The organism is Marinobacter sp. 1-4A, from assembly GCF_016597725.1.
In the GTDB taxonomy this organism is placed as follows: Bacteria; Pseudomonadota; Gammaproteobacteria; order Pseudomonadales; family Oleiphilaceae; genus Marinobacter.
Map to the genome: position 1 here is coordinate 570,275 of NZ_VCGY01000003.1, position 25,324 is coordinate 595,598.

Below are 25,324 nucleotides of genomic sequence, written 5' to 3' on the forward strand. Positions count from 1 at the left end.
ACTTTTGTTAGGAGAGTTGCCCAAGCCTATGAAAAGCCGGTAATTTCGGTTTTCCACAATGCGACAAACGGCAAGGACCAGACCTTTTTCCCGAGGTTCAATATTTAACGGAAGCAATCCACCGTCGCTTCTGGTTAAAAATTGCACATTCTGACTGCAATTTCTCAAGTGAAACGTTATACTCCCCGCCCTGATTTTATCCCCCGATTTCCGAGGTGAGCTGTGGATTTTCCAACCCGTTTCGATGTTATTGTCATTGGTGGTGGCCATGCCGGTACCGAAGCCGCGCTTGCGGCGGCACGCATGGGCTCTCAAACCCTGCTGTTGACCCACAACATTGAAACGCTGGGCCAAATGTCCTGCAATCCGGCCATCGGAGGCATAGGCAAAAGCCATCTGGTAAAGGAAATCGATGCCCTTGGCGGCGCCATGGCTCGGGCAACTGATCTTGCAGGTATACAGTTCCGCGTGCTCAATAGCCGCAAAGGTCCGGCGGTGCGGGCTACCCGCGCTCAGGCAGACCGGGTTCTGTACAAGGCAGCGATTCGTCATACGCTCGAAAATGAGCCAAACCTCACCCTGTTCCAGCAGGCGGCAGACGATCTAATTGTAGAAAACGATCAGGTGACCGGTGTGGTGTCCCAGACCGGCATCCGCTTCCATGCTAAAACGGTTGTGCTGACCACCGGCACTTTTCTTGGCGGGGTTATTCACATTGGCATGCAGCAGCATTCCGGAGGTCGCGCAGGCGATGCACCCGCCAACGCGCTGGCGCAGCGGTTACGGGAGTTGCCCTTTAACGTAGGTCGCCTGAAAACCGGTACACCACCGCGCATCGATGCCCGCACTGTCGATTTCTCTGTGATGCAGGAGCAGTGGGGCGACAACCCGGCACCGGTTATGTCCTTTGTCGGCAGCCGCGACCAGCACCCTGAGCAGGTGTGCTGCTACGTAACCCGCACTACCGAGCAGACCCACGATATTATCCGCAGTGGCTTTGACCGTTCACCGATGTTCGCAGGGAATATAGAAGGTGTTGGGCCGCGCTATTGCCCGTCTATTGAAGACAAAGTTAACCGTTTTGCCGACAAGGATTCGCACCAGATTTTTGTAGAGCCTGAAGGCTTAACCACCCATGAACTTTACCCCAATGGCATTTCCACCAGCCTACCGTTTGATATCCAGCTTGCGGCGGTGCGTTCTATTCCGGGTTTTGAAAACGCCCATATCACGCGGCCGGGCTACGCCATTGAGTATGATTACCTGAACCCTCAGGATTTGCGCCACACGCTCGAAACCAAGTTTATTCAGGGTCTGTATTTCGCTGGCCAAATTAACGGCACCACGGGTTATGAAGAAGCGGGTGCACAGGGCTTGTTGGCGGGCATCAACGCGGCTTTGCGCGCTCAGGAAAAGAGCGAGTGGTATCCACGCCGGGATGAAGCCTACCTTGGGGTGCTGGTGGACGATCTGATCACCATGGGCACCAAAGAGCCTTACCGTATGTTCACCAGCCGCGCCGAGTACCGTCTCATTCTGCGTGAAGACAACGCCGATCTGCGCCTAACAGAGACTGGCCGCAAGCTAGGTCTGGTCAATGACGAGCGTTGGCAGAAGTTCAGTGAAAAGTGTGAAGCCATTGCCACGGAGCGCAAACGTCTGGAGTCCACCCGCATTCATCCCGCAACCGAAGCAGGCGAGCGCGCCAATGCCTTCCTCAAGCAACCCATGACCCGGGACCACACTCTGGCAGAGTTACTGCGTCGGCCGGAAATTGTTTACAGCCATGTTGCTGAAATCGGTGCCGCTCAGGCAAATGACCCGGTTGTGGCAGAGCAAGTGGAAATCGAAATCAAATACGAAGGTTATATTTCGCGTCAGACAGATGAAATTGAGCGCTTGCGCCGGAATGAGAATACCGCGCTGCCTATCGACATGGATTACGATGTGATCGGTGGCCTGTCTAACGAGATCAAACAAAAGCTCAAAGAGGTGCGTCCCGAGACGGTTGCTCAGGCATCCCGCATTCAGGGCGTTACACCAGCAGCAATCTCGCAGGTTCTAGTGCATCTGAAGAAGCGTGAACTTTTGCGCAAACAGAGCGCCTGAACGCGGCTATGACTCAATCGCTCTGGCAGCGCCAGCTCTCTGAGGGGCTGGCGCAAATGCAACTTTCCCTCAACGAAGACCAGCAACAACAACTGCTGGCGTTTTTGGCTTTGCTCAATAAATGGAATCGGGCCTATAACCTCACCGCGGTGCGGGATGAAAGCGAAATGGTTTCCCGGCAATTGCTCGACAGCCTTAGCATTCTCCCCTGGGTAACCACAGAGCACTTGTTAGATGTGGGTGCTGGCGGCGGCTTGCCCGGCATCCCTTTGGCTATTGTGTTGCCTGAAAAGCGTTTCACATTGTTGGACAGCAATGGCAAGAAAACTCGCTTCCTGCAGCAGTGTGTTCTGGAGCTCGGCCTGAAAAACGTGGAAGTGATTCACGGCCGCGCTGAAGACTGCAACCCCGAGCACCCATATAGCCAAATCAGCAGCCGGGCGTTTACCGCTTTGGATAATCTGGTAGCTTGGTGTGGTGACCTGTTAGCGCGTGACGGGAGCTTCCTTGCCATGAAAGGCCAGTATCCGGATGATGAGGTAGCTGCCCTTCCTGCAGGCTGGCAGGTATCATCCAGTCATTCTCTGGAAGTACCCGGTGCTGGCGGTGAGAGACACCTGCTGGTGGTAACCCGGTCAGAGTCCAGTTAGAGATTAGCCCCGGTAACCCGCAACTGTATTCGGCAGCGGTCTTCAGTAACAGTATTTACGAACAAGGAGACGAGAAATGGCGCGCGTGATTGCAGTGACCAATCAGAAAGGCGGTGTGGGCAAAACCACCACTTGCGTCAATCTTGCTGCCTCATTGGCCGCCACCAAACGTCGGGTTCTGTTGGTGGACATGGATCCTCAGGGCAACGCCACTATGGGCAGTGGCGTGGACAAAAACGTTCTGCAACTTTCCGGCTACGACCTGCTGACCAAACGCGCTTCCGCTGCTGAAGTGATTATCCCGGCAGAAGCTTCCGGCTATGACATTATGCCGTCCAACGGCGATCTGACGGCTGCCGAAGTGGAGTTAATGAACGAAATTGGCCGGGAACACAGGCTTAGGCTTGCCCTTAACGGCGTTCGTGACAATTACGACTATATTTTGATCGATTGCCCGCCGTCACTAAGTTTGCTGACCGTGAACGCCCTATCAGCAGCGGACTCGGTGCTTATACCCATGCAATGCGAGTACTACGCGCTGGAGGGTTTGGCGGCATTGATGAATACCGTGGAGCAAATTAAGGAATCCGTGAACCCAAATCTGGAGCTAGAGGGCATCTTAAGAACCATGTATGACCCTCGGAACAGCCTCACATTGGATGTGTCCAGTCAGCTCAATGAGTATTTTGGTGAAAAGGTCTATCGAGCGGTTATCCCTCGTAACGTACGCCTTGCAGAGGCGCCGAGCTATGGCATGCCAGCCTTAAAGTACGATAAAGCATCCAAAGGGGCTATTGCCTATCTTGCATTAGCCGGAGAAATGGTGCGTCGCCACGGGGCAAAAAAGACACCGGCTCAGGTTGCGGTGTAACATACCCCTCGCTAGGTTTTATAGATACAACCACCATCAACGGGAAGAATGACTGATACCATGGCGGCGAAGAAACGAGGATTGGGCGAGCGTGGGCTGGGAGCCTTGCTAGCCGGTTCCAGAGTGAATCTGGATCAGGAACTGAAAGATCACGACGGTGAGTTGCGACAGGTTCCCATTGATCTGATCCAGCGCGGTCGTTTTCAGCCCCGGCGTGATATGGACCCTGCTGCTCTTCAGGAGCTGGCGGATTCCATTCGCCAGCAGGGCGTGATGCAGCCTGTTGTTGTTCGCCCGATTGCCGAAGGTCGCTATGAGCTGATTGCCGGTGAGCGCCGGTGGCGCGCCACCCAGATGGCAGAGTTGGACAGTATTCCGGCCATCATTCGCGATGTGCCAGACGAAGCTGCCATTGCCATGGCGCTTATTGAAAACATCCAGCGGGAAAACCTCAACCCTATTGAAGAGGCTTTCGCACTCCAACGATTGCAGGAAGAATTTGGTTTAACCCAAGCTCAGGTAGCCGAAGCCGTTGGGAAGTCCCGCACCACTATTACCAACCTACTACGCCTGATTGGCTTGACCGAAGATGTACGGTTAATGCTGGAACACGGCGACTTGGAAATGGGTCATGGCCGGGCCATGTTGACGCTCTCACCAAAGCAGCAGGTGCAGGTTGCGAAGCAGGTTGTCGCAAAATCCATGTCTGTGCGCCAGACTGAAGATCTGGTGCGTCGGATTCAGCAAAACGCAGAAGCCGGAACACCCGCAAAAACCGGTACCATAGATCCCAATATTCGTGCCTTGCAGGATGACCTTGCCGAGCGCTTGGGGGCAAAAGTATCGATTGCCCACGGTCAGCGCGGCAAGGGTAAGTTAGTGATTGAGTACAGTTCACTGGACGAGTTAGACGGTATTCTTGGTCATATCCGCTAATTGGACATTAAAATCAGCGTATCGGCTGAAAGTCCCATAACCACCAGATGTCGTGACTGCAACAGGCGCTAACCACAAATTGTGTGGTAAATGGTGATTCTTAGCGCTAGTTTGACTATGTTTTGGCCAAATTTCGTGCAGAGTCTGGTTGAACAACAAGTGCTTAAAACATATAATTTCGCGCGATTGGAATGATGGCGGTGATATGAAATCTCGGCAATCTCGAATCACCCACGTTCCTTTGGCCCGTTGGCTGATCATAGAGTTTACAGGCTTGTTTATTATCAGCCTGTTATGGTCGCTTCACAGTGTTTTGGCCGGTTATTCCGCATTTATCGGCGGTCTTATCTTTATAGTGCCAAATGCCTGGTTTGTAAATCGGGTTTATCGTTACCAGGGCGCCCGTAATGCGCACCTGATGGTGGGGAACTTGTTCAGGGCGGAAACCACCAAAATCGCCCTTACCGCAATTTTTTTCGCGGCCGTTTTCACTTTAATGGAGCCGGTATACGTACCGGCTCTGTTATTCACTTTTGCTGTGATGGTCTTAGCAGGCGGCGCTTTGCGCTGGCTGATACGGCCGCAACCACGGCGATGATGGGACGAGAGCAGAATGGCTGATACCCCAGTAGAGTATATAAAGCACCACCTCCAAAACCTGACCTATGGCAAGCTTGAAGCTGGCTATGAGCGTTTTGACGGCAGTGTGATGAGCGAGTCTGGCTGGACCTTCGCTCGCACTGCGCAAGAAGCTGCAGATATGGGCTTCATGGCTATCCACGTAGATACTCTTGGCTGGTCTATCGCAATGGGTGTCCTGTTTTTGGGGCTTTTCCGTTTCGTAGCCAAGCGCGTCACTACCGGTGTGCCCGGCGGCTTGCAAAATCTGGTAGAAGTTACCGTAGAGTTCATTGAAAATCTGGTAAAAGACGGCTTTCACGCCCGTAACCCCCTGATTGCACCATTAGCATTGACGATCTTCGTGTGGATACTGCTAATGAACGTGCTTAAGCTGATTCCAGTGGACTACATTCCAACTATTGCACACGCTATGGGGCTTGAGTACTTCAAAATCGTACCTACCACAGATCCCAATGCGACCTTTGGTATGTCTATTGGCGTGTTCCTGCTGATTATTTTCTACAGCCTGAAAGTAAAAGGTGTCACCGGTTTCGCTAAAGAACTTGGCATGCAGCCGTTCAACCATTGGGCGCTGATCCCGGTCAACCTTGTGCTGGAAATTCTGGTACTCATCGTTAAGCCTATCAGTCTGGCGTTGCGTCTGTTCGGTAACATGTACGCCGGTGAAGTTGTGTTTATTCTGATTGCACTGCTGCCATTGTGGGCGCAGTGGACTCTGAACGTGCCCTGGGCCATTTTCCATATTCTGGTAATTCCGCTGCAGGCGTTTATTTTCACCATGCTGACAATAGTTTATCTTGCGGCGGCGCACGAAGATCACTGATTTACCCGTTAAAAAGCAAACCCTTAACTATCTGAAAAACTGAGGAGTTCTCAATGGAAATGGTATTTATTGCAGCAGCGATCATCATCGGTATGGGCGCACTGGCCACCGGTATTGGCTTTGGTATTCTGGGCGGCAAGCTGCTTGAAGCAACCGCTCGTCAGCCAGAAATGGCTAACCAACTGCAGGTTAAGACCTTCATCATGGCTGGTCTTCTGGACGCCGTTCCGATGATCGGTGTTGGTATCGCGATGTACCTGATCTTCGTTGTTGCTGGCTAACACAGACCAGAGATGCGGGCGCTACCCTGATAATCAGAGGCTGGCGCCCGGTTTTTCGGTTTCCAGCACGCAACGAATAGCAAGAGGTATATTGCCGTGAATATAAACCTTACGTTAATAGGGCAATCGATTGCCTTCGCTATTTTCGTCTGGTTCTGCGTGAAGTATGTATGGCCGCCAATTACGGCAGCCATGGAAGCGCGCCAGAAGAAAATTGCTGATGGTCTTTCTGCTGCTGACCGGGCTTCACTGGATCTTGAGCTAGCTCAGGAAAAGGCGGCCCAGCAAATGCAGCAAGCCAAAGAAGAAGCTGCTGTTCTTATTGATCAGGCCAACAAGCGCGCCGCCCAGATTGTAGAAGCATCAAAAGACGATGCTCGCAAAGAAGGTGAAAAGCTCATTGAGCAGGCCCGGGCGGAAATTCAGCAGGAGCGTGTTCAGGCTCGCGACGCACTCAGGACAGAAGTGGCATTGCTTGCCATTGCCGGTGCCGAGAAGATCCTGGAAACCTCTGTCGATGCCAAAGCTCACAGCGAGATGCTGGACAAGCTGGCCGCACAACTCTAAGCGAGGGTCCCATGGCAGAACTGATTACGTTAGCCCGGCCCTATGCGAAAGCCGTTTTTGACGCCGCTAAAGAGCAAGACGCCGTTGATTCCTGGGATCAGGCGCTTGCTTTTGTTGGTTTGTTGGCGGCGGACGACGCTGTGAAGAAAATTCTGGCCAATCCTGGCCTGTCTGAGCAACGCAAGGCAGAGCTGTTTTTCGATACAGCAGAAGAACAGATGCCTGAAGCGCTCAGAAACTTCCTGTTGATTCTTGCTGAAAGCAAGCGCCTAGCGCTGCTGCCGGAAATTTCAACGCTGTTCACTTTCTACCGTGCGGAGCTTGAGCGCACAGTTAATATGAAGGTGAGCACGGCGTATGAATTGACCGCCGATGAGCAGCAAAAGCTGGCAGAAGCATTGTCCAGAAAACTGGAGCGTAAAGTCGCCTTGGAAACCTCTGTTGATCGCTCTTTGATCGGCGGCGTGGTGGTGAATACCGGCGATTTGGTTATTGACGCTTCAGTCCGTGGCAAGCTGGCCAAAATGGCTAAAGCACTGGGCTCCTGATTTCAGCAAAAGGTTTGAGGACAAAGGCATGCAGCAACTGAATCCATCCGAGATCAGTGACATCATCAAAAAGAGAATCGAGAAACTCGACATCTCTTCTGAAGCAAAAAATGAAGGCACCATCCTGTCTGTCGCAGACGGCATCGTGCTAATCCACGGTCTGGCCGACGTTATGTACGGCGAGATGATCGAATTCGCCAATGGCGTATTCGGTATGGCGTTGAACCTTGAGCGCGATTCAGTAGGCGCCGTGGTACTGGGTGACTACGAAGATCTGGCCGAAGGCCAGAAAGTGCGTTGCACCGGCCGTATTCTGGAAGTACCGGTTGGTCCGGAACTTTTGGGCCGTGTTGTAGACGGCTTGGGCAACCCGATTGACGGAAAAGGCGATCTGGGAACCACTAAAACTGATCCCGTTGAAAAAGTAGCACCGGGTGTTATCGAACGTCAGTCTGTTGACGAGCCGGTACAAACCGGTATGAAAGCCATCGATACCATGGTTCCAGTTGGCCGCGGCCAGCGTGAACTGATCATCGGTGACCGTCAGATCGGTAAAACTGCCGTTGCTATTGACGCGATCATCAACCAGAAAAACTCTGGTATCAAATGCGTATACGTCGCGGTTGGCCAAAAGCAGTCTTCCATTGCTGCGGTTGTACGCAAATTGGAAGAGCATGGCGCAATGGATCACACCATTGTGGTAGCCGCCGGTGCTGCAGACCCTGCATCCATGCAGTTCTTGGCACCTTACGCCGGTACGACCATGGGTGAATACTTCCGTGACCGTGGCGAAGACGCTCTGATCGTATACGATGACCTGTCTAAGCAGGCTGTTGCATACCGCCAGATCTCCCTGTTGCTGCGTCGTCCGCCAGGACGTGAAGCTTATCCGGGTGACGTATTCTACTTGCACTCCCGTCTGCTGGAGCGCTCGTCCCGAGTAAACGCGGACTACGTTGAAAAGTTCACCAATGGTGAAGTGAAAGGTAAGACCGGCTCTTTGACCGCACTGCCTATCATTGAAACTCAGGCAGGTGACGTATCGGCTTTCGTACCGACCAACGTAATCTCTATCACAGACGGTCAGATCTTCCTCGAGACCAACCTGTTTAACTCCGGTATCCGTCCGGCGATGAACGCAGGTATCTCGGTATCGCGGGTAGGTGGTGCAGCTCAGACCAAGATCATGAAGAAATTGGGCGGTAATATCCGTCTGGCTCTGGCTCAGTACCGTGAGCTGGCAGCTTTTGCCCAGTTTGCATCGGATCTGGATGAAGCCACGCGTAAGCAGCTTGAGCACGGTCAACGTGTTACCGAATTGATGAAGCAGAACCAGTACAGCCCAATGTCTGTGGCTGAAATGGGTACTGTTCTGTTTGCCGCAAACGAAGGCTTCCTTGACGATGTTGACGTCGACAAGGTTGTTAAGTTTGAAGCCCAGTTGTTGGACTGGATGCGGTCAGAGCAGAAAGAACTGCTCGAAACAATCGGTGCTGAAGGCAAATACAACGATGAAATTGCCGCTGGCCTTAAAGCTGCTCTGGAGAAATTCAAGACCACTCAAACCTGGTAATACTAACGCCCGCTGCGGCGGGTTAGTTGGTCCCAAAGAGTGTCTAACTTGAAAGGGCAGTGACATATGGCCATCGGAAAAGAAATACGTAACCAGATCGGCAGCATCAAGAGCACGCAGAAAATCACCAGCGCCATGGAGATGGTAGCTGCGAGTAAAATGCGTAAAGCTCAGGAGCGTATGCAGGCAACTCGCCCCTATGCAGAAAAGATGCGGCAGGTAATTGGACACATCGCCAAGTCCAATAAAGATTATCGCCATCCGTTCATGGTTGAGCGTGAGGTGAAACGTGTTGGCTACATTGTTGTCTCCTCCGATCGCGGTTTGTGCGGTGGTTTGAACGCAAACGTGTTCAAACTGCTCGTGCGCGAAATGCGCGACTGGAAAGAAAAAGGTGTCGCAACCGATCTCTGTGCTATCGGGCAGAAAGGTGCATCGTTTTTCCGCAACTATGGCGGAAACGTGATCGCTGCGCTAACGCATTTGGGCGATGACCCCAGTGCGGAAACGCTGATCGGCAACGTTAAGGTGATGCTCGATGCATTCAGGGAAGGCAAGATTGACCGCCTATACCTAGTGAGCAACGAGTTTGTGAACACCATGACACAAATGCCGAAAGCTGAGCAGCTTCTGCCACTGCCGGAAGGCACGGAAGAAGATATTGGTCGCCAGTGGGATTACATCTATGAGCCGGATGCGCGTCCGATTCTGGACGGGCTGCTGCCACGTTTTATTGAGTCCCAGGTTTATCAGGGCGTGGTAGAGAATCTTGCCTGCGAACAGGCGGCACGGATGATTGCCATGAAGAGTGCTACCGATAACGCAGGTGACATTATTGACGAGTTGCAGCTGGTTTATAACAAAGCTCGTCAGGCAGCCATTACGCAAGAGATTTCGGAAATTGTGAGCGGCGCGGCATCGGTCTGATCCGCCACAATCCTACTGGTTTTATTGACTATTAAGATAACGAGGAACCGAGCATGAGTAGCGGACACATCGTTCAGATCATTGGCGCGGTTATCGACGTGGAATTTCCACGTGACGCCGTGCCAGGCGTTTACGACGCACTGCTGCTTGAAGGTGGCGAGACAACTCTGGAAGTTCAGCAGCAGCTGGGCGACGGCGTTGTTCGTACCATCGCAATGGGCAGCACAGAGGGTCTCAAACGAGGCCTGAAAGCAGAGAACACACACAAGCCGATTTCAGTACCCGTGGGCACCCAGACTCTGGGTCGCATCATGGACGTTCTTGGTCGTCCTATCGACGAACAGGGCCCTATCGGTGAAGAAGAGCGCTGGGGTATCCACCGCAAAGCACCAGGCTATGCAGACCAGTCAGCTTCTGCTGACCTTCTGGAAACCGGCATCAAGGTTATCGACTTGATCTGTCCGTTTGCCAAGGGTGGTAAAGTTGGTCTATTCGGTGGTGCCGGTGTTGGTAAAACCGTAAACATGATGGAACTGATCAACAACATCGCGAAGGAGCACTCCGGTCTCTCCGTATTCGCAGGTGTTGGTGAGCGGACTCGTGAAGGTAACGACTTCTACTACGAAATGAAGGACTCCAACGTTCTTGATAAAGTAGCCATGGTTTACGGCCAGATGAACGAGCCCCCAGGAAACCGTCTGCGTGTAGCGCTGACCGGCCTGACTATGGCTGAGAAGTTCCGTGACGAAGGCCGTGACGTACTGTTGTTTGTTGACAACATTTACCGTTACACCTTGGCCGGTACTGAGGTATCTGCACTGTTGGGCCGTATGCCTTCAGCGGTAGGTTATCAGCCGACCCTAGCTCAGGAAATGGGTGAACTTCAGGAGCGTATTACTTCCACCAAAGATGGCTCTATCACCTCGATCCAAGCGGTATACGTACCTGCGGATGACTTGACTGACCCATCTCCAGCCACCACCTTCTCGCACCTTGACGCGACTGTGGTACTGAGCCGTGACATCGCTTCCAAGGGTATCTACCCTGCGATTGACCCGCTCGACTCCACTTCCCGTCAGCTGGATCCGCTGGTGATTGGTGAGCAGCACTACGCGGTTGCCCGTGGTGTTCAGAACGTTCTTCAGCGTTATAAAGAGCTGAAAGACATCATCGCCATTCTGGGTATGGATGAGCTGTCAGAAGACGACAAGCTGATTGTTTCCCGCGCCCGTAAGATTGAGCGGTTCCTGTCTCAGCCGTTCCATGTTGCTGAAGTGTTTACCGGTTCTCCAGGTAAGTATGTGTCTCTGAAAGACACGATCAGCAGCTTCGAAGGCATCCTGAACGGCGACTATGACGACATGCCTGAACAGGCTTTCTACATGGTCGGCTCTATGGACGAAGCCATCGAAAAAGCGAAGGCCATGAAGGCGAAAGAAGGCAAGTAATCCTCTTTCACTTTCTGACCCAAGAGGCTTAGAGATATGGCTATGACAGTACATTGCGACGTCGTAAGCGCTGAAAAGAAGATTTACTCCGGTTTGGTAGAGATGCTTATCGCTACTGGTACCGAGGGTGAGTTGGGCATTCAGTTTGGCCATGCTCCGTTGCTGTCCGCCCTTAAACCGGGGGCAGTCCGGATCATCAAACAAGGTGGCGAAGAGGAAATCCTCTACGTTTCCGGGGGTTACCTGGAAGTACAGCCAAATCTTGTGACCTTGATGGCCGATACGGCGGTGCGCGCCAAAGACGTTGATGAGGCTGCCGCTGTGCAGGCTCAGAAAGACGCCGAAGCAGCACTGGCGAATAAGACGGGTGAGTTTGAGTATTATCGTGCGGCTGCAGAGCTGGCCGAAGCGGCCGCTCAGCTACGTACTTTGCAAAAGCTGCGCAAGAACGTTCGCTAGAACGCTCTGGCAGAGCTTGCCCCGATAAAGCCGCATCCCGGCGTGGGTAGCGGGTATTGTATGGCCTGAAAAGGCTATTACGATGCTGGCTTCCACTACGAGGTGCGGCTTTTTTGTTGTGTGAACTACCATTGATAGAACCCCACCACGTAAGGGAGTTGTTGCCCCATGTCACCGTTGCACGTTGTTATCTTGGCCGCCGGTCAGGGCTCAAGGATGAAATCATCGCTGCCAAAGGTACTGCACAAAGTGGCAGGGCGAGCCATGCTTCATCACGTGATTGATACCGCCCAAACGCTTGGTGCTGAGAAGGTTCATGGCGTTATTGGCCATGGCGCTGATCAGGTGAAGGCGGCCTCCACCGCTTATAGCGTTAGTTGGGTAATGCAGGAACAGCAATTGGGCACAGGCCATGCCGTTGCACAGGCACTACCCGAACTTCCGGACGATGCCCGGGTGCTGGTGCTTTATGGTGACGTGCCGCTGACGACCGCAGAAACCCTCCAAGGACTCGTTCAGGATTTGGATGAAACCACGTTAGGTTTGTTAACCGTCACTCTGGATAACCCGCAAGGGTATGGCAGAATTTTGCGAAATGAGAAAGGGCAGGTTACCGCCATCGTTGAGCAGAAAGACGCCAGTGCGGAACAGCTGGCCATTACAGAGGTAAACACGGGCATTCTCGCGGTTAGCGCCCGCCATTTAAAAGACTGGTTACCCCAGCTCTCTAGCAGCAACGCTCAGGGCGAGTATTACCTCACGGATATCATCGCCATGGCTGTGCAGGCTGGAATGACCGTCAACGTCGCTCAGCCGGGCAATCCCTTCGAAGTGCAGGGGGTTAATAATCGTATGCAGCTGGCTGAACTTGAGCGCTGGTACCAAAGGCGAGAAGCAGATCGTTTGATGACTGAAGGAGCAACGCTGGCTGACCCCGCACGGGTGGATGTGCGTGGGGAACTCAATATCGGCAACGATGTGCTGATTGATGTAAACGTGGTTTTTAATGGCAAGGTGACGTTGGGCAGCCATGTATCCATCGGACCCGGCTGTGTGATCACCGATGCCAACATTGGAGACGGCGCCCAGATTCATGCACACAGTGTTATCGAACAGGCCAGTGTTGGCCCTAAGGCACAGGTTGGGCCTTTCGCGCGATTGCGTCCCGGCACGCAACTGGCGGCCAATACCAAGGTGGGCAATTTTGTTGAGACTAAAAAAACCATCGTTGGCGAAGGCAGCAAAATTAACCACCTCAGCTACGTGGGTGATGCTACGCTGGGAACCAATGTAAACGTGGGTGCGGGCACTATTACCTGCAACTATGACGGTGTGAATAAATACCAGACGGTGCTGGGGGATGGCGTGTTTGTTGGATCCAACAGTTCGTTGGTTGCCCCGGTTACTGTAAGAGCAGGTGCTACTGTCGGCGCTGGCTCAACAATTACCAAGGATGTGCCGGAGCATGAGCTGGCCGTGGCCAGGGGCCGCCAGCGAAATATTTCGGGTTGGCAAAAGCCGGAGAAAAACTGAGCAGTTTTTTACATTTTTCACCACGATTTTTATCACGAATAGGGTATGAAACATGTGTGGCATTGTAGGTGCAGTTTCAGAACGGGACGTTCAGGGCATTCTTCTTGAGGGCCTGCGCCGCCTGGAATACCGGGGGTACGATTCCGCCGGTATGGCAGTTTTGGATGGAAAGAGTGCCGTGCAGCGTGCTCGAGAAGTGGGCAAGGTAGCCTCACTTGCCGCCGCTATTGAAGCCAGGCCGCTTTCCGGCTATCTGGGCATCGCCCATACCCGCTGGGCGACCCACGGCGAGCCGTCACAGCTCAATGCCCACCCGCACATGTCCGGCGATCGTTTAGCAATCGTGCATAACGGCATCATCGAGAACTATCAGGAACTGCGTGAAGAACTCAAGGCCGACGGGTTTGAGTTTACGTCTCAAACCGACACAGAAGTTGTTGTGCATTTGATAGAAAAGAACTTCCGCGAACTGGGCAAACTTTACGATGCGGTGAAGACCTCAGTAACGCGCCTGCGTGGCGCCTACGCACTTGCTGTAGTGCACGCCGACGAGCCCGACCACATGGTTGTGTGCCGTGAAGGCAGCCCGCTGGTGATCGGTGTGGGTATTGGTGAAAACTTTATTGCCTCGGATCAATTGGCACTGCTGCCAGTAACCGATCGATTCATGTTCCTCGAAGAAGGCGATCTTGCGGATATCCGCAAGGACCGCATCGAGATTCACGACCGCGATGGCACGCTGGTTGACCGAGCCATAAGCCGCTTTGAACATAGCTCAGACTCCGCAGATAAAGGCGAGTATCGGCACTATATGCTCAAGGAAATCCATGAGCAGCCAAGAGTGATCAAGGCGACTATGGAAGGCCGTGTGACAGCCTCACGGGTGCTGGAGCAAGCTCTTGGTACCGAGGCTGGCGACTTATTGAAAGACGTCCGCCACGTACAGATCATTGCCTGTGGCACCAGTTACCACGCCGGAATGGTCGCTCGATACTGGATCGAAGATTTGGCCGGTGTGCCTTGCTCCGTGGAAGTAGCCTCCGAGTTTCGTTATCGCAAACACGTTATCCAGCAAGACACGCTATTTCTGTGCATTTCCCAGTCTGGCGAGACCGCCGATACTCTAGCTGCACTGCGTCAGGCCAAAAAAGCGGGCTTCCGCGCCGCATTGGCTATCTGCAACGTGCCGGGCAGTTCCTTGGTGCGAGAATCCGATCTGGTCATCATGACTCAGGCTGGCCCGGAGATTGGTGTTGCCTCCACAAAAGCTTTTACTACCCAGCTGGTCGCACTGCTTATTTTCACTCTGGCGCTGGCCCGCAAAAACGGTTTGAGCGAAGAACGCGAAACCGAGATTGTTCAAGCGCTTCACCTAGTACCGGGACAGGTAAACGATGTATTGGCATTGGAGGGTGAGATCGCAGAGATATCTAAGCGCTTTATGGATAAAAATCATTCCCTGTTCCTAGGTCGCGGCTCACAGTTCCCGGTGGCCATGGAAGGTGCTCTGAAATTGAAAGAGATTTCCTACATTCACGCTGAAGCCTATCCTGCAGGCGAACTCAAGCACGGTCCGCTGGCGCTGGTAGACAGCGAAATGCCGGTGATCACGGTAGCACCCAACAACAGCATGGCCGAAAAGCTGAAATCGAATCTGGAAGAAGTGCGTGCTCGGGGCGGCGAGCTGTTTGTGTTTGCCGATAGCTCAGCGAACATAAAGCCAGAAGAAAACATTCATGTGGTGCAGCTACCGGAAGTGCATGAAATAACCGCTCCAATTGTCTATACCGTTCCGTTGCAATTGCTTTCTTACCACGTTGCCGTGCTCAAAGGCACGGATGTGGACCAGCCGAGAAATCTAGCGAAAAGCGTTACGGTTGAGTAGGTTAGAGCGTATTCCAAAGAAGCTTGCGGTATTGTGCCGGAGTTCGGCCGGTCTGTTCTCGGAAGACGCGAGTCAGATGGCTCTGGCTTGAAAAACCGCAATCGACGGCAACTTCTACAAGGGGTGCGTCTGAGCGCAGAAGTTGCTTTGCTCGGCGCACTCGTTGTTTGGTAATCCAGGCATGAGGAGGGCAGCCCTGCACTAGACGGAACATCCGGTTGAAGTGAAACGCGGACATATTAGCCAGCAGTGCAAGGTCACTCAGATGAATGGTCGAGGCGAGGTGGGCTTCAACATAGTCCTCCACTCGACACAGGATATGAGGCGCGAGCCCCCCAAGAAGGCGTGTCTGCCGACCAGAAAGCCCCCCTATCAGGTCTGTTAGAGCGCCTTCCGCGTGAAGCAGGTTGTTCGACATAGATGCATGGGCGAGTTCGGCAAGCGGTTGTGCCACATGCGGTTTATCGGCGAAGTTGGCCTCGGGTAAGTCCAGTTGGCGCGCGTCGCAGTCATGGGTCTCCGAGAACATACTTCGCAGCCTTTCGTCTGAAAGGTAGAGATGAACGAAGCGGAATCGCTTGGTGATCTCCCACTCCGAACTTTGTCCTGCTGGCATGATACAGACCGCGCCGGGCCATCCGGATACCTTGCCAGCATCAAGCCGTCGTGTTCCTGTTCCGCCCTCCATGTACAGGCTGAAGGTATTATTGTGCGGCGCTTCGTATCGCACGTGATCGTTTTGATTTTCCCAGATTGCCACACCGCACCCTGCACCCAGATTCATCTTGGTGGAGAGATTTTCGGCGTTTGAAAGGCTGAGAAAATGTTCAACGGTTCGAGTCATGACCTTAGCTTACCAAAGCGCAATCGAAGTTGATTAACGCCTATCGAACTTAACCGCAAGAATATGCAAAACCGGAATAGGAAAAGAGGGTAGCGTAAAGGCATCAAAATCCAGTTGAAGGCCTATCATGAACAATATCACCCTGTTTATAACCACTGTCCTTATTTGGGGGACCACCTGGATCGGTATTGTGGCGCAGATCGGTGAGATACCAATCATCGTGTCCATTTTTTTCCGCTTCGCGCTAGCAGGGCTGATAATGCTGGCCGGGCTTTCACTGATGAAACGGCTTAAGCGCCCGTCAATCTGGCGCTTTGTCGTTCTTCAGGCACTTTGCCTGTTCTGTTTCAATTTTATAGGCCTATACAAAGCCTCCGCGTTGATCCCATCGGGGCTTGTATCAATTGTCTTTTCGTTGGCATCAATCTTCAATGCGATCAACGCACGGCTATTTTTCGGCGACCGGATCACTCTAAAAACGCTTCTAGCCGGTGGTGTTGGTGCAACGGGCCTGGTGCTTATCTTCTGGACCGACCTCGTGGTCAGCTTCGACGCAGCTACGCTTGAGGGGATCGGCTGGGCCGTATTTGGAACGCTGATGTTTTCCCTCGGTAACATGGCCTCGCGGCGCAATAGCAGCATCGGAATCACGCCCGTCATTGCCAACAGTTGGGGTATGGGCATCGGCGCGCTTGCGCTGCTAGGTTTAATCCTAGCGAGCGAACAACCTTTGGCCCTCTCGACCAAGCTTGAGTATTGGGTGGCGCTGGTCTACCTTGCGGTGATTGGATCTGTAATCGGCTTCACGACCTACCTCATGCTTGTCGCAAGAATCGGATCTGCAAAGGCCGGGTATGCGACAGTATTGTTCCCGATGGTTGCGCTGGCAATCTCGACCCTATTCGAAGGCTATAACTGGACACCGGTCGCCATAATCGGGATCGCTCTGACTCTTACAGGGAATGTGATTATGTTCTGGCGTCCCCGAAAGCGCGACAGTGGCGAGTTAGTCAGCGATTAACTGTAGGTGCCAGAAGGCACCTTTATGTATCGCCTCTCGACGTTATTCTGCATCTATCAACAAGTGATGAAGGGGCCCAGGAAAACTTTGCAACTCCTAAGCTCGCATTTGCTCGGTTTGTTGAATCGCTGTCGCAAGCCTTTTGATGGCTTCGTCTGCCAGAGCGGGCGTGATCGTTGAGAACGAAAGACGTATCGAACTTAAGTCCGGTGTTCCGCTATAAAAATATTTTCCCGGCACGAACATCACGTGATGATTGAGGGCCTGTTCAAGAACGAGAGATGCATCCAGTCCATTTGAAAACCGTCCCCAAAGGAACATTCCACCCTCGGGTACGTTAAGTTCGAGAGTATCTGGCAGATGTTCCGCAATAGCTTTTATCAGCGCATCGCGACGGGATTTGTATGCTTCTTTAAGAAGTTTAAGCCGGTTATCAAGGCGTCCGCTTTGCAGATAACAGCCTGCAATATATTGCGATAGCGTACTGCTGTGGAGATCCATAGATTGCTTGGCACGGCACAGAGGGTGGAAATAGCTTTCTGGAGGGATGCACCACCCCAAGCGTAATCCAGGGGCGAGTGTTTTTGAAAAAGACGAAATGTAAATAACTCGGTTTTTTGCGCTAAATGATTGCTCTGCAATTTCGAAGAGTGATGCGACGTGTTCCCCCTCGTATCGGAGATCACCGTAAGGGTCGTCTTCAATAATAAGGATGTCATGACGGATAGCAAACGCTATAAGATCCATTCTTTCAGCAAGAGACAAGGTTCTTCCGGTGGGGTTGCTGAAGTTCGGAACCAGATACATTAGCTTAATGCGCCGCATGGCAACCAACGATTCCAGCTGCTCGAGGTCAATACCCTGCTGATTGACTTGGAACGCTGTTGTGTTCGCTCCTGCTATATCGAAAACTTGTAATGCTGCCAGATAGGTGGATTCTTCAACCAATACGTTATCGCCCTCATCAAGAAAGGTTCTGGCAACCATGTCGAGCGCTTGCTGCGAACCGGTTGTGATAAGGATATTGTCTGGCTTTACACAGATACCCTGCGTGATTATGCGAGCGGCGACTTCTTTGCGTAAGAACATTTCTCCTTCGGTCAGCCCATACTGATAGACGTTATTTGGTGCGCTTTCTATGGCGCGGTATGTGGCCGCTTCGAGTCCTTCAGTATCTATGAGGTCTGGTGCTGGTATTCCTCCGGCCAGTGAAATCATATTTGGTATTTTGGAATGCCTGAGCAGATCCCTTATCGCAGAGCTGCTTGCTGACTGCATTCGATGAGAAAGAATGCTCTTGGAAAACGTAGATGTCTGGCTGCTCATTTTAAGCCTTTTGGGTTATTCCTCAGTATGGTTTTGGCGAACAGATAACGCTTGGCACAATCAAGGAATTATTGATGTTTTAGTTCACAAGCGCGCTTTTAGTATCGCCTTCACTACTATTCGATAAGCTCGGACAGTCCCCGGTTAAGTGGAGCATAACGGCATCGTATAGTTGGTCGCATATGGCGTTACTGCTTTTGTTTGGGCTTGCTAGATTCACGTTCAAAGATGGCAGCCGTGGGAGCCGGTGCTGACTATCAAGACGTTTGAGTGTGGAAGGTATTGTCGATCTGGGCAGAGCGGAAACTACGGCTCCGCTTTCCACCGCCGCCACAAGCCCCCCATAGCTGTAGGTCTCGAACTCAACTCGATACTCACGTCCTGCACCTTTGAGCGCATTAAGCATGATTTCTCTGTCAGGACAGCCGTGCTCAAACAAAGCTACGGGCACCGTACTCTGTTGCCAAGCTAACGATTGTCTGGCACATACCCATTCTAACGGTTCGACTCTGATGGGCTCTGCGTTGATGTCAGAAGGACAATGCTGAGCAAGAGCGATATCGAACTCCCCTTTTTTATAACGCTCCCAGATACCAGTGCTAAAGCTGCAATCCAAAGTTACTTGCACGTTGGGAAACTGGCATTTCCAACGCTCAAGTAGTTCTGGTAATAGACAACTTGCATAACAATCGGTTGTGGCGAATCGAATGATCTGTCGGTCAACGGTGTTCTGCGTCAACCACAGCTCAGCTTCATCGTTTGCGGTGACAACCTTTTGTGCCCTCAGGTAGAAGGCCATGCCTTTTTCAGTGAGGGTGACGCCATTCGGATTCCGTTGGAGCAACGGCGAGCCAACCTGGCGCTCAAGCTGCTGAACTTGCCAGCTGACAGTAGACTGGGCCAGGAAGAGTCGTTCTCCTGCCCGTGAAAAACCGCCCGTATCTGCAACATATATAAATGTGCGTAGCTGATCCAAACTCCATTTCATTTTGATGCCTCCTATGGCCAGCTCGTCTTACCTGCTTGAAGTGCGCATATATAGAGGGGGGCGGAAAGGGCAATCGAATTAACGAAAAAACACTGGTTGAGTATCGAATAAGTTGATACCCCCAGACAAGTTTTTTCGTTTCCAACTTACCTGTGTCCCTTTGTACGCTCTGCTCCACTTGTTTTGGAAGCAAACACATGGGCGCGACTATGACAGCGATGAAGAGCTCCCCTGACAATAGAAGTTTGGGCGGAGTTGCTCCAGAAGCTCTTTCAAAAACGTTCCCCACTCAGTGCTATAGCTACGACAATATTAGCGAAGTAGAAAAGAGTAGTCTCTCCTGTCTCATACCTTCAGGCGGGCTTAAATGGGGAGGTTGGTGCCTGCTTATTAGCATTTTCATCAGTGGCTTCTTTTTCCGTTTCGCGCCCGCGACATTGTCGGGGAGTATGCAGCAAGAACTCAGTTTGACAGCCACTGCACTTGGTATTGTGGCATCAATGCACTTCTGGGTTTACACACTGATGCAGGTGCCGGCTGGCATTTATACCGACTCGGTTGGGGTACGAAATGGTGGGCTTATCGGGGGGACTGTAACGTCGATAGGTGCTTTTTGTTTTGGTTTTGCCCCAAATCTAGAGGTTTTGCTCGTGGGGTCAGCTCTGATGGGGCTTGGGTTATCTGCAGTTTTCGTCGTCTTGATGACTTACAACGCTACTTGGTTTTCCTCAGATCGCCATTCGCTCATCATGGGCACAACGATGCTTCTGGCAGCACTGGGGAGTGTGATAGCACAGAGCCCGACCGCGTATCTACTGAGCTGGTTAAGCTGGAGAGATATTGTTCTCTTTTTTGGTAGTCTGACGTTTGTGGCCTCCGCCTGTCTTGTTGTTTTCTGTCGAGATGCCCCTAAGCGAAGACAAGAGCGTTCACCGAAAGCCAAGGCAACAGTCCGTCAACTATTGCAGGGAAATCGGCGCGTACTGCGATCCAGCCAAGTATGGCTGCTTTTTCTTTGTGTAGCGGCCACTAATGGAACGCTCTATGCGTTTCTAGGATTGTGGGCTGCGCCACTCTTAATAGACGGCTTCGGCCTGCAACCTACACAAGTCGCACAGTATGCAACTGTTGCACTTATTGTTTACGGTGTCGGCTCTTTATTTGCCGGGTGGGCAGCTGACCGTATTGGAGCGAAGAAGCCGGTAATTGTTGCGGCAGCACTGATATCGGCGACTGTGTGGGGTGTAATGGCCTTTGCTGAATGGAGCCCTGGTTGGGGGGCAATGGTTCTGTTTGTACTGTTGGGGCTTTCAGGAGGACAGGTAAGCGTTATTTTTGCGGCCACCAAGGAGGCGGTAGCCCTGCAGAACGTCGGGTTTGCAACAGCGCTTGTAAATATGGGTGCATTCTTGGCAGCAGCTTTGGTTCAATCGGGCTTTGGGATCATTCTGGATATCGTGTCTGTTGCAGAAAAAGGAACTGGCCCAAGTCTTCAGAGTTATCAATTCGCGTTGATTCTGCCCTTAATCATAAGCGGGCTAGGGGTAATAGCATCTTTGTTTTTGAGAGACCGAACACATACATGAGAGCATTTTGGTCTTGTTCGATAACGGGATAAATTACCTGCTACGCGCCAGAACGTATAAGAAATATTTTCAATAAGGCGCTGAGAATATGGGATTGATGCCCGCAACACGCACATCGAAGGGAATATTTACATGCAAGACATTGGGGTATCTGTCAGTGGGCTGCTGGGGTTAATTATAACCAGCTCGATACTCATTGCTGTACCTGGCCCAAGCATCATGCTTTTTATTGGGCAGGTTATCATGAAGGGTAGAAGTCATGCGTTGCGTGGTGTGATCGGCAATGCAATTGGCATGTTAAGCATTGCGATACTGCTTTCGTTTGGACTTGGCCCTCTTATATTGAAGTCCGATTTCGCTTTGTCTGCCATCAGAATGCTGGGTGCGATCGCCTTGCTGCTCATCGGCATAGGATACCTCGTAGCTTCGAAAGCGGCGAGTCCAGTTGCTGCCGAACAGCCAACAAGGAGAAAATCACCGCTCACTGCGGGAGTGATAGTCGGTATAACCAACCCCAAGGCATTCATCATGTTCGGAACCATAGTTCCAAGCTTTCTCAGCGGCAATCTTGCGAGCCCCACGAACGTCCTAATCATGTACTCGATGATACCTATCATGTTGGGTATTGCGATCGATAGCGTGTGGGTTGTAGCTGCTCACAGCGTAAGTTCCCGCCTTTTTTCCAACACAGGCAGTGTCAGAATAGTAAACCGTATCGGAGGAAGCTTGATTATTCTGATGGCCTTTATCTTGGCCTACGAGGCTGTTTCTGGGTTTTCTTCAATAATCAGGTGGCCAGCAACGTGAACTGATCGGAGCGGAGAGTGTCTGCGACGAATCAGTTTGTTGACGATTACTTCCACAGGAAAATTATCGCAGCCGAGATCGCGACTGTTACTAACGGTAATCCCCCCGAAAAACCGAGGTGCTCAAAAGTAGAATTTTCCGTAAGCTAAACGCAGGGAGATTCTGCATGAAGAAGTCACAATTTTCCGATAGCCAAATCATGGCGATCTTGAAGCAAGCCGAGAGCGGTGTGCCCGTTCCGGAGCTATGCCGCGAGCACGGCATAAGCAGTGCCAGCTTTTATAAATGGCGAGCCAAATTTGGCGGCATGGATACCTCCATGATCAAGCGTATGAAAGAGCTTGAGGATGAGAACCGGCGGCTGAAGAAGATGTATGCCGAAGAACGGCTCAAGTCTGAGTTGCGCAAGGAAGCTCTTGAGGGAAAGTGGTAAAGCCATCTCTCCGTCGCGAGATGGCACACAAGGCCGTTGCCGCTGCTCGTTGTAGCATTCGCCAAGCCTGCGAGGCCTTCAGTGTCAGTGAGTCCTGCTTCCGTTACCGGGCTAAGCTCAGCACTGAAAATGCCGAGATCGCGGATCTGTTAGTGCGCTCAACCCATAACCAGAGAAACTGGGGCTTTGGCCTGTGTTTTCTGTACCTGCGCAACGTGAAGGGTTATCTCTGGAACCACAAACGCGTTTACCGGATCTACCGGGAACTGGAGCTGAACCTACGCATCAAGCCTCGTAAACGGCTGGTACGTGAGAAACCCGAGCCATTGGCGGTGCCTACGGACATCAACATCAGTTGGTCCATGGACTTCATGCATGACCAGTTAGAGGATGGCCGAAGTTACCGGCTGTTCAATGTGATCGATGATTACAACCGGGACAACATGGCTCTCGGAGGCATTACCCCACAACAGAAATTGGCCATGGTGGCCTGAACTCTACTTTTGATGCCCTCTTAAAATGGGGGGATTACCGTGGCGCTTGAACGACTCTAAAGTACCGCCTGCCGGACTTTTGCAGACACCCACTCTGAAACAATAACCGTTGCCAGAATAACGAGAAATATTACGGTTACTTGGTTCCAGGCCAATGTGCTCAATGACGACTGGAGTTGTAGGCCCAAGCCACCTGCACCAACCAGTCCGAGAATGGTTGATTCGCGAATGTTTATGTCCCACCGGAAGACTGAAATACCCCAGAATGCCGGGAGGATCTGCGGGATAATCGCGTAATCAATAATCTGGGCACCGGAAGCGCCGGTTGCCCGTACGGCTTCCACCTGCTTCTCATCAATCTCTTCGATAGCCTCATACAGCAGCTTTGCAACAAAACCAATGGAGCGAAGCCCAATGGCGATAATACCCGCCAAAAGCCCCGGGCCTATGATGGCTACTAGCAGCAGCGCCCAGATAAGGGAGTTGATTGACCGGGAGGTCACGATGATCAGCAACGCAACTGGGCGCACGAAATAGCGGCTTGGGGTGGTGTTGCCTGCGGCCAGAAATGCTACTGGTATCGCGATGATCACACCAATCAACGTGCCAAGGGTCGCAATGTTCAGGGTATCCCAGAGCGGCTGCCAAAGTTGATTGAGGTAGCCCCAGCGTGGCGGAAGCATGCGACCACCAATATCCGAGGCCTGACGGGGAGCGTCGGCTACAAAAGCCCAGATGGTGTCTTCGGTCATCAGGTTCCAGCAAAATACGGTCAACGCTACTAACCAGAACCAACCGAGCCATCGCAGCATGTGTTGTTTTGGAGTGCGGAACTGCCAGATCTGCGTGTCTGCTCCGGATATCATTGAACCCACCGTCGGATATAGGATGAGGAGTATTCCACCACCAACACTATTGCGATGATGATGATTAAAATGGCGCCAGCCGAATCGTATTCGTAGCGATCGATGGCTGTATTCAGAGTGGCTCCGACACCGCCAGCGCCGACGATGCCGATAACCGATGACTCCCGGAAATTGATGTCCAGACGGTACAGAGAAAGACCTATTAGCCGCGGCATCACCTGAGGCTGAACGGCATAGTTAACGACTTGCCACCAACGAGCACCGCTAGCGCGAATGGCGTCGATTTGGGCGCTGTCACAATCTTCGATGTCTTCGGCCAACAGCTTGGACAGAAACCCAATAGAGGCAAACGTCAGTGTAAGAAATCCGGCGAAAGGTCCGAACCCGAACATGGCGACGAGCAGGATTGCGATAATGATTTCCTGAAATGAGCGTGAAAGCGTAATGATGCTCCGGCAGAACATATACACCGGCGCAGGGGCTAGGTTACGGGCGGCACCGATGCCGATTGGTACTGAGACCAATACGCCGGCTACGGTGGAGGTTAGAGTCATGGTCAAGCTTTCGATCAGTCCAATCTGGATATCCTGCCAGCGGGAGCTGAAATCCGGTGTTAGAAACCCTTGAATGAAGCGCCATCCTCGTTCTAACCCTTCATAAACCCGAAACCAGTCGACCTCCACCGAGTTGATCGCCAGAATCAGATAGACCACGCTGCCTGAGATGATGATCCAGCGCCAGCGTTGGCTTTTGAGTAATACCGGCGGTCGCTTCCACGTTTGCGAAGAGCTGATAATACTGCTCACGAGCTCACCAGCATTGGCGAGCTATCTAGAGCGTTATCTAGAGAGTTATATAGGAGGGTATCGTCGTCTTGTGGCTCATTGGCCTGTTGCATCTGACCCCAATCCTCGGCGCCGTAGATACGAGTGAGGGCCTCGTGAGATAAGGTTGATGGCAAGCCGTCAAACACTACCTTGCCAGCCCGTAAGCCGATGATTCTGTCTGTAAAATTCTGAGCCAGCACAACATCGTGAATATTGATGATGGCGGGCAGGTTCATTTCCCGACAAACGCTCTGAATTAGCCGCATGATTTGGCGGGAGGTTTTCGGGTCCAGTGATGCGGTAGGTTCGTCTGCCAGCAAAAGGTCCGGATTCTGCTCCAATGCTCTGGCAATACCTACACGTTGCCGTTGACCACCCGAGAGTTCATCAGCCCGTTTGTTACAGTGATCACCCAGCCCCACACGGTTCAGTAAACTGAAGGCCTGATCAATGTCAGCCTGAGGGAATCGGCGTAGGAAAGATCGCCAACTGGAGACATAACTCAATCGTCCAGACAATACGTTCTCCATCACCGTAAGACGCTCTACCAGAGCGTACTCCTGAAAAATCATACCAATACGTCGGCGAGCCTGACGCAAAGCCCGGCCGTTGAGGGTGGTTAGCTCGGTTTCACCGAGGCAAACGCTGCCAGCGGTAGGCTCAACCAAGCGGTTGATGCACCGAATCAGGCTTGATTTGCCTGCGCCGGAGGGACCAATCAGTCCTACGACCTGCCCCGCAGGTACCGAGAAACTGATATCGCTCAGTGCTCGGTCGCCGGTTTTGTAGGTTTTTGATAAGGCTTTTAGTTCAAGCACAATTTGTTGCCATTGCTGATAATAAAAGACGGAGGGTTGGCCACATCTCGCAACGTGGCCAA

24 protein-coding genes and 1 pseudogene are annotated in these 25,324 nt (G+C 52.3%); 19 read left to right on the forward strand and 6 right to left on the reverse strand.

Annotated features, from left to right (window positions below):
• Positions 1-222 precede the first annotated feature (222 nt).
• The 15 genes from mnmG (at position 223) to glmS (ending at position 15,252) form a co-directional block, all read left to right on the forward strand.
• Positions 223-2,109, forward strand: coding sequence for a tRNA uridine-5-carboxymethylaminomethyl(34) synthesis enzyme MnmG (mnmG, locus tag FE845_RS09570; protein ID WP_200363836.1), 1,887 nt, complete (start codon positions 223-225; stop codon positions 2,107-2,109).
• An 8-nt stretch (positions 2,110-2,117) separates the two neighbouring features.
• A complete protein-coding gene (gene rsmG, locus FE845_RS09575) occupies positions 2,118-2,759 on the forward strand; it encodes a 16S rRNA (guanine(527)-N(7))-methyltransferase RsmG (protein WP_200363838.1) in 642 nt (213 codons plus the stop codon).
• Positions 2,760-2,835: 76 nt separating this feature from the next.
• Entirely contained in the window at positions 2,836-3,630 is a 795-nt protein-coding gene (locus FE845_RS09580; protein WP_200363840.1) for a ParA family protein, read from the forward strand.
• Between the two features lie 60 nt (positions 3,631-3,690).
• A complete protein-coding gene (locus FE845_RS09585) occupies positions 3,691-4,566 on the forward strand; it encodes a ParB/RepB/Spo0J family partition protein (protein ID WP_200364004.1) in 876 nt (291 codons plus the stop codon).
• Positions 4,567-4,771: 205 nt separating this feature from the next.
• Positions 4,772-5,164 (forward strand): ATP synthase subunit I, encoded by a 393-nt coding sequence (locus FE845_RS09590; RefSeq protein ID WP_200363843.1) that lies wholly within the window; start codon positions 4,772-4,774, stop codon positions 5,162-5,164.
• Between the two features lie 15 nt (positions 5,165-5,179).
• On the forward strand, positions 5,180-6,031 hold the full coding sequence (gene atpB, locus FE845_RS09595) for a F0F1 ATP synthase subunit A (RefSeq protein WP_200363845.1): 852 nt from the start codon (positions 5,180-5,182) through the stop codon (positions 6,029-6,031).
• A gap of 53 nt (positions 6,032-6,084) precedes the next feature.
• Positions 6,085-6,312: a F0F1 ATP synthase subunit C gene (gene atpE, locus FE845_RS09600; protein ID WP_014873137.1), complete on the forward strand. Its 228-nt coding sequence runs from the start codon at positions 6,085-6,087 to the stop codon at positions 6,310-6,312.
• A 96-nt stretch (positions 6,313-6,408) separates the two neighbouring features.
• Positions 6,409-6,879 carry a F0F1 ATP synthase subunit B gene (locus FE845_RS09605; RefSeq protein WP_200363847.1) on the forward strand — a complete coding sequence of 157 codons (471 nt, stop codon included), beginning with the start codon at positions 6,409-6,411 and terminating at the stop codon, positions 6,877-6,879.
• Between the two features lie 11 nt (positions 6,880-6,890).
• A complete protein-coding gene (locus tag FE845_RS09610) occupies positions 6,891-7,427 on the forward strand; it encodes a F0F1 ATP synthase subunit delta (protein ID WP_200363849.1) in 537 nt (178 codons plus the stop codon).
• A 28-nt stretch (positions 7,428-7,455) separates the two neighbouring features.
• Complete coding sequence (gene atpA, locus FE845_RS09615) at positions 7,456-9,000, forward strand: F0F1 ATP synthase subunit alpha (protein WP_200363851.1); 1,545 nt, start codon at positions 7,456-7,458, stop codon at positions 8,998-9,000.
• A gap of 66 nt (positions 9,001-9,066) precedes the next feature.
• Positions 9,067-9,927, forward strand: a complete 861-nt coding sequence (gene atpG / locus FE845_RS09620; protein WP_200363853.1) for a F0F1 ATP synthase subunit gamma — start codon at positions 9,067-9,069, stop codon at positions 9,925-9,927.
• Positions 9,928-9,980: 53 nt separating this feature from the next.
• Entirely contained in the window at positions 9,981-11,375 is a 1,395-nt protein-coding gene (atpD, locus tag FE845_RS09625; protein ID WP_200363855.1) for a F0F1 ATP synthase subunit beta, read from the forward strand.
• 36 nt (positions 11,376-11,411) lie between these two features.
• Positions 11,412-11,834 carry a F0F1 ATP synthase subunit epsilon gene (locus tag FE845_RS09630; protein WP_100687617.1) on the forward strand — a complete coding sequence of 141 codons (423 nt, stop codon included), beginning with the start codon at positions 11,412-11,414 and terminating at the stop codon, positions 11,832-11,834.
• Between the two features lie 168 nt (positions 11,835-12,002).
• The gene (gene glmU, locus FE845_RS09635) at positions 12,003-13,367 is read left to right on the forward strand and encodes a bifunctional UDP-N-acetylglucosamine diphosphorylase/glucosamine-1-phosphate N-acetyltransferase GlmU (protein ID WP_200363858.1); all 1,365 of its coding nucleotides are present in this window, start codon (positions 12,003-12,005) and stop codon (positions 13,365-13,367) included.
• A 52-nt stretch (positions 13,368-13,419) separates the two neighbouring features.
• A complete protein-coding gene (glmS, locus tag FE845_RS09640; RefSeq protein WP_200363860.1) occupies positions 13,420-15,252 on the forward strand; it encodes a glutamine--fructose-6-phosphate transaminase (isomerizing) in 1,833 nt (610 codons plus the stop codon).
• Between the two features lies 1 nt (position 15,253).
• On the opposite strand, the gene FE845_RS09645 is transcribed toward glmS, so the two are convergent.
• Positions 15,254-16,096 (reverse strand): helix-turn-helix domain-containing protein, encoded by an 843-nt coding sequence (locus FE845_RS09645; RefSeq protein WP_200363862.1) that lies wholly within the window; start codon positions 16,094-16,096, stop codon positions 15,254-15,256.
• Positions 16,097-16,223: 127 nt separating this feature from the next.
• Here FE845_RS09645 and FE845_RS09650 point away from each other — a divergent pair, with 127 nt between their 5' ends.
• The gene (locus tag FE845_RS09650; RefSeq protein WP_200363864.1) at positions 16,224-17,117 is read left to right on the forward strand and encodes a DMT family transporter; all 894 of its coding nucleotides are present in this window, start codon (positions 16,224-16,226) and stop codon (positions 17,115-17,117) included.
• Between the two features lie 96 nt (positions 17,118-17,213).
• Here the strand turns inward: FE845_RS09650 and FE845_RS09655 are convergent, their stop codons facing one another.
• Together FE845_RS09655 and FE845_RS09660 are read right to left on the reverse strand one after the other, a co-directional pair.
• The gene (locus FE845_RS09655) at positions 17,214-18,443 is read right to left on the reverse strand and encodes a PLP-dependent aminotransferase family protein (RefSeq protein ID WP_200363866.1); all 1,230 of its coding nucleotides are present in this window, start codon (positions 18,441-18,443) and stop codon (positions 17,214-17,216) included.
• A 79-nt stretch (positions 18,444-18,522) separates the two neighbouring features.
• Positions 18,523-19,431, reverse strand: coding sequence for a LysR family transcriptional regulator (locus tag FE845_RS09660; RefSeq protein ID WP_200363868.1), 909 nt, complete (start codon positions 19,429-19,431; stop codon positions 18,523-18,525).
• Between the two features lie 209 nt (positions 19,432-19,640).
• On the opposite strand from FE845_RS09660, the gene FE845_RS09665 reads away from it, so the two are divergent.
• From FE845_RS09665 to FE845_RS09675, 3 genes and pseudogenes are all read left to right on the forward strand, one after another.
• Entirely contained in the window at positions 19,641-21,017 is a 1,377-nt protein-coding gene (locus FE845_RS09665; protein WP_200363870.1) for an MFS transporter, read from the forward strand.
• A gap of 132 nt (positions 21,018-21,149) precedes the next feature.
• Positions 21,150-21,824: a LysE family translocator gene (locus tag FE845_RS09670; protein ID WP_200363872.1), complete on the forward strand. Its 675-nt coding sequence runs from the start codon at positions 21,150-21,152 to the stop codon at positions 21,822-21,824.
• A 166-nt stretch (positions 21,825-21,990) separates the two neighbouring features.
• Positions 21,991-22,709, forward strand: a pseudogene (locus tag FE845_RS09675) (transposase); the annotation flags it as partial.
• Between the two features lie 98 nt (positions 22,710-22,807).
• Here FE845_RS09675 and phnE (FE845_RS09680) read toward each other — a convergent pair.
• From phnE (FE845_RS09680) to phnC, 3 genes are read right to left on the reverse strand one after another with little or no spacing between them, the layout of a single operon-like run.
• Complete coding sequence (gene phnE / locus FE845_RS09680) at positions 22,808-23,617, reverse strand: phosphonate ABC transporter, permease protein PhnE (RefSeq protein ID WP_200363874.1); 810 nt, start codon at positions 23,615-23,617, stop codon at positions 22,808-22,810.
• Positions 23,614-24,423 (reverse strand): phosphonate ABC transporter, permease protein PhnE, encoded by an 810-nt coding sequence (phnE, locus tag FE845_RS09685; protein WP_320159683.1) that lies wholly within the window; start codon positions 24,421-24,423, stop codon positions 23,614-23,616. The genes phnE (FE845_RS09680) and phnE (FE845_RS09685) overlap by 4 nt, the downstream gene beginning before the upstream one ends.
• Complete coding sequence (phnC, locus tag FE845_RS09690) at positions 24,420-25,262, reverse strand: phosphonate ABC transporter ATP-binding protein (RefSeq protein WP_200363876.1); 843 nt, start codon at positions 25,260-25,262, stop codon at positions 24,420-24,422. The genes phnE (FE845_RS09685) and phnC overlap by 4 nt, the downstream gene beginning before the upstream one ends.
• Positions 25,263-25,324: the final 62 nt, after the last annotated feature.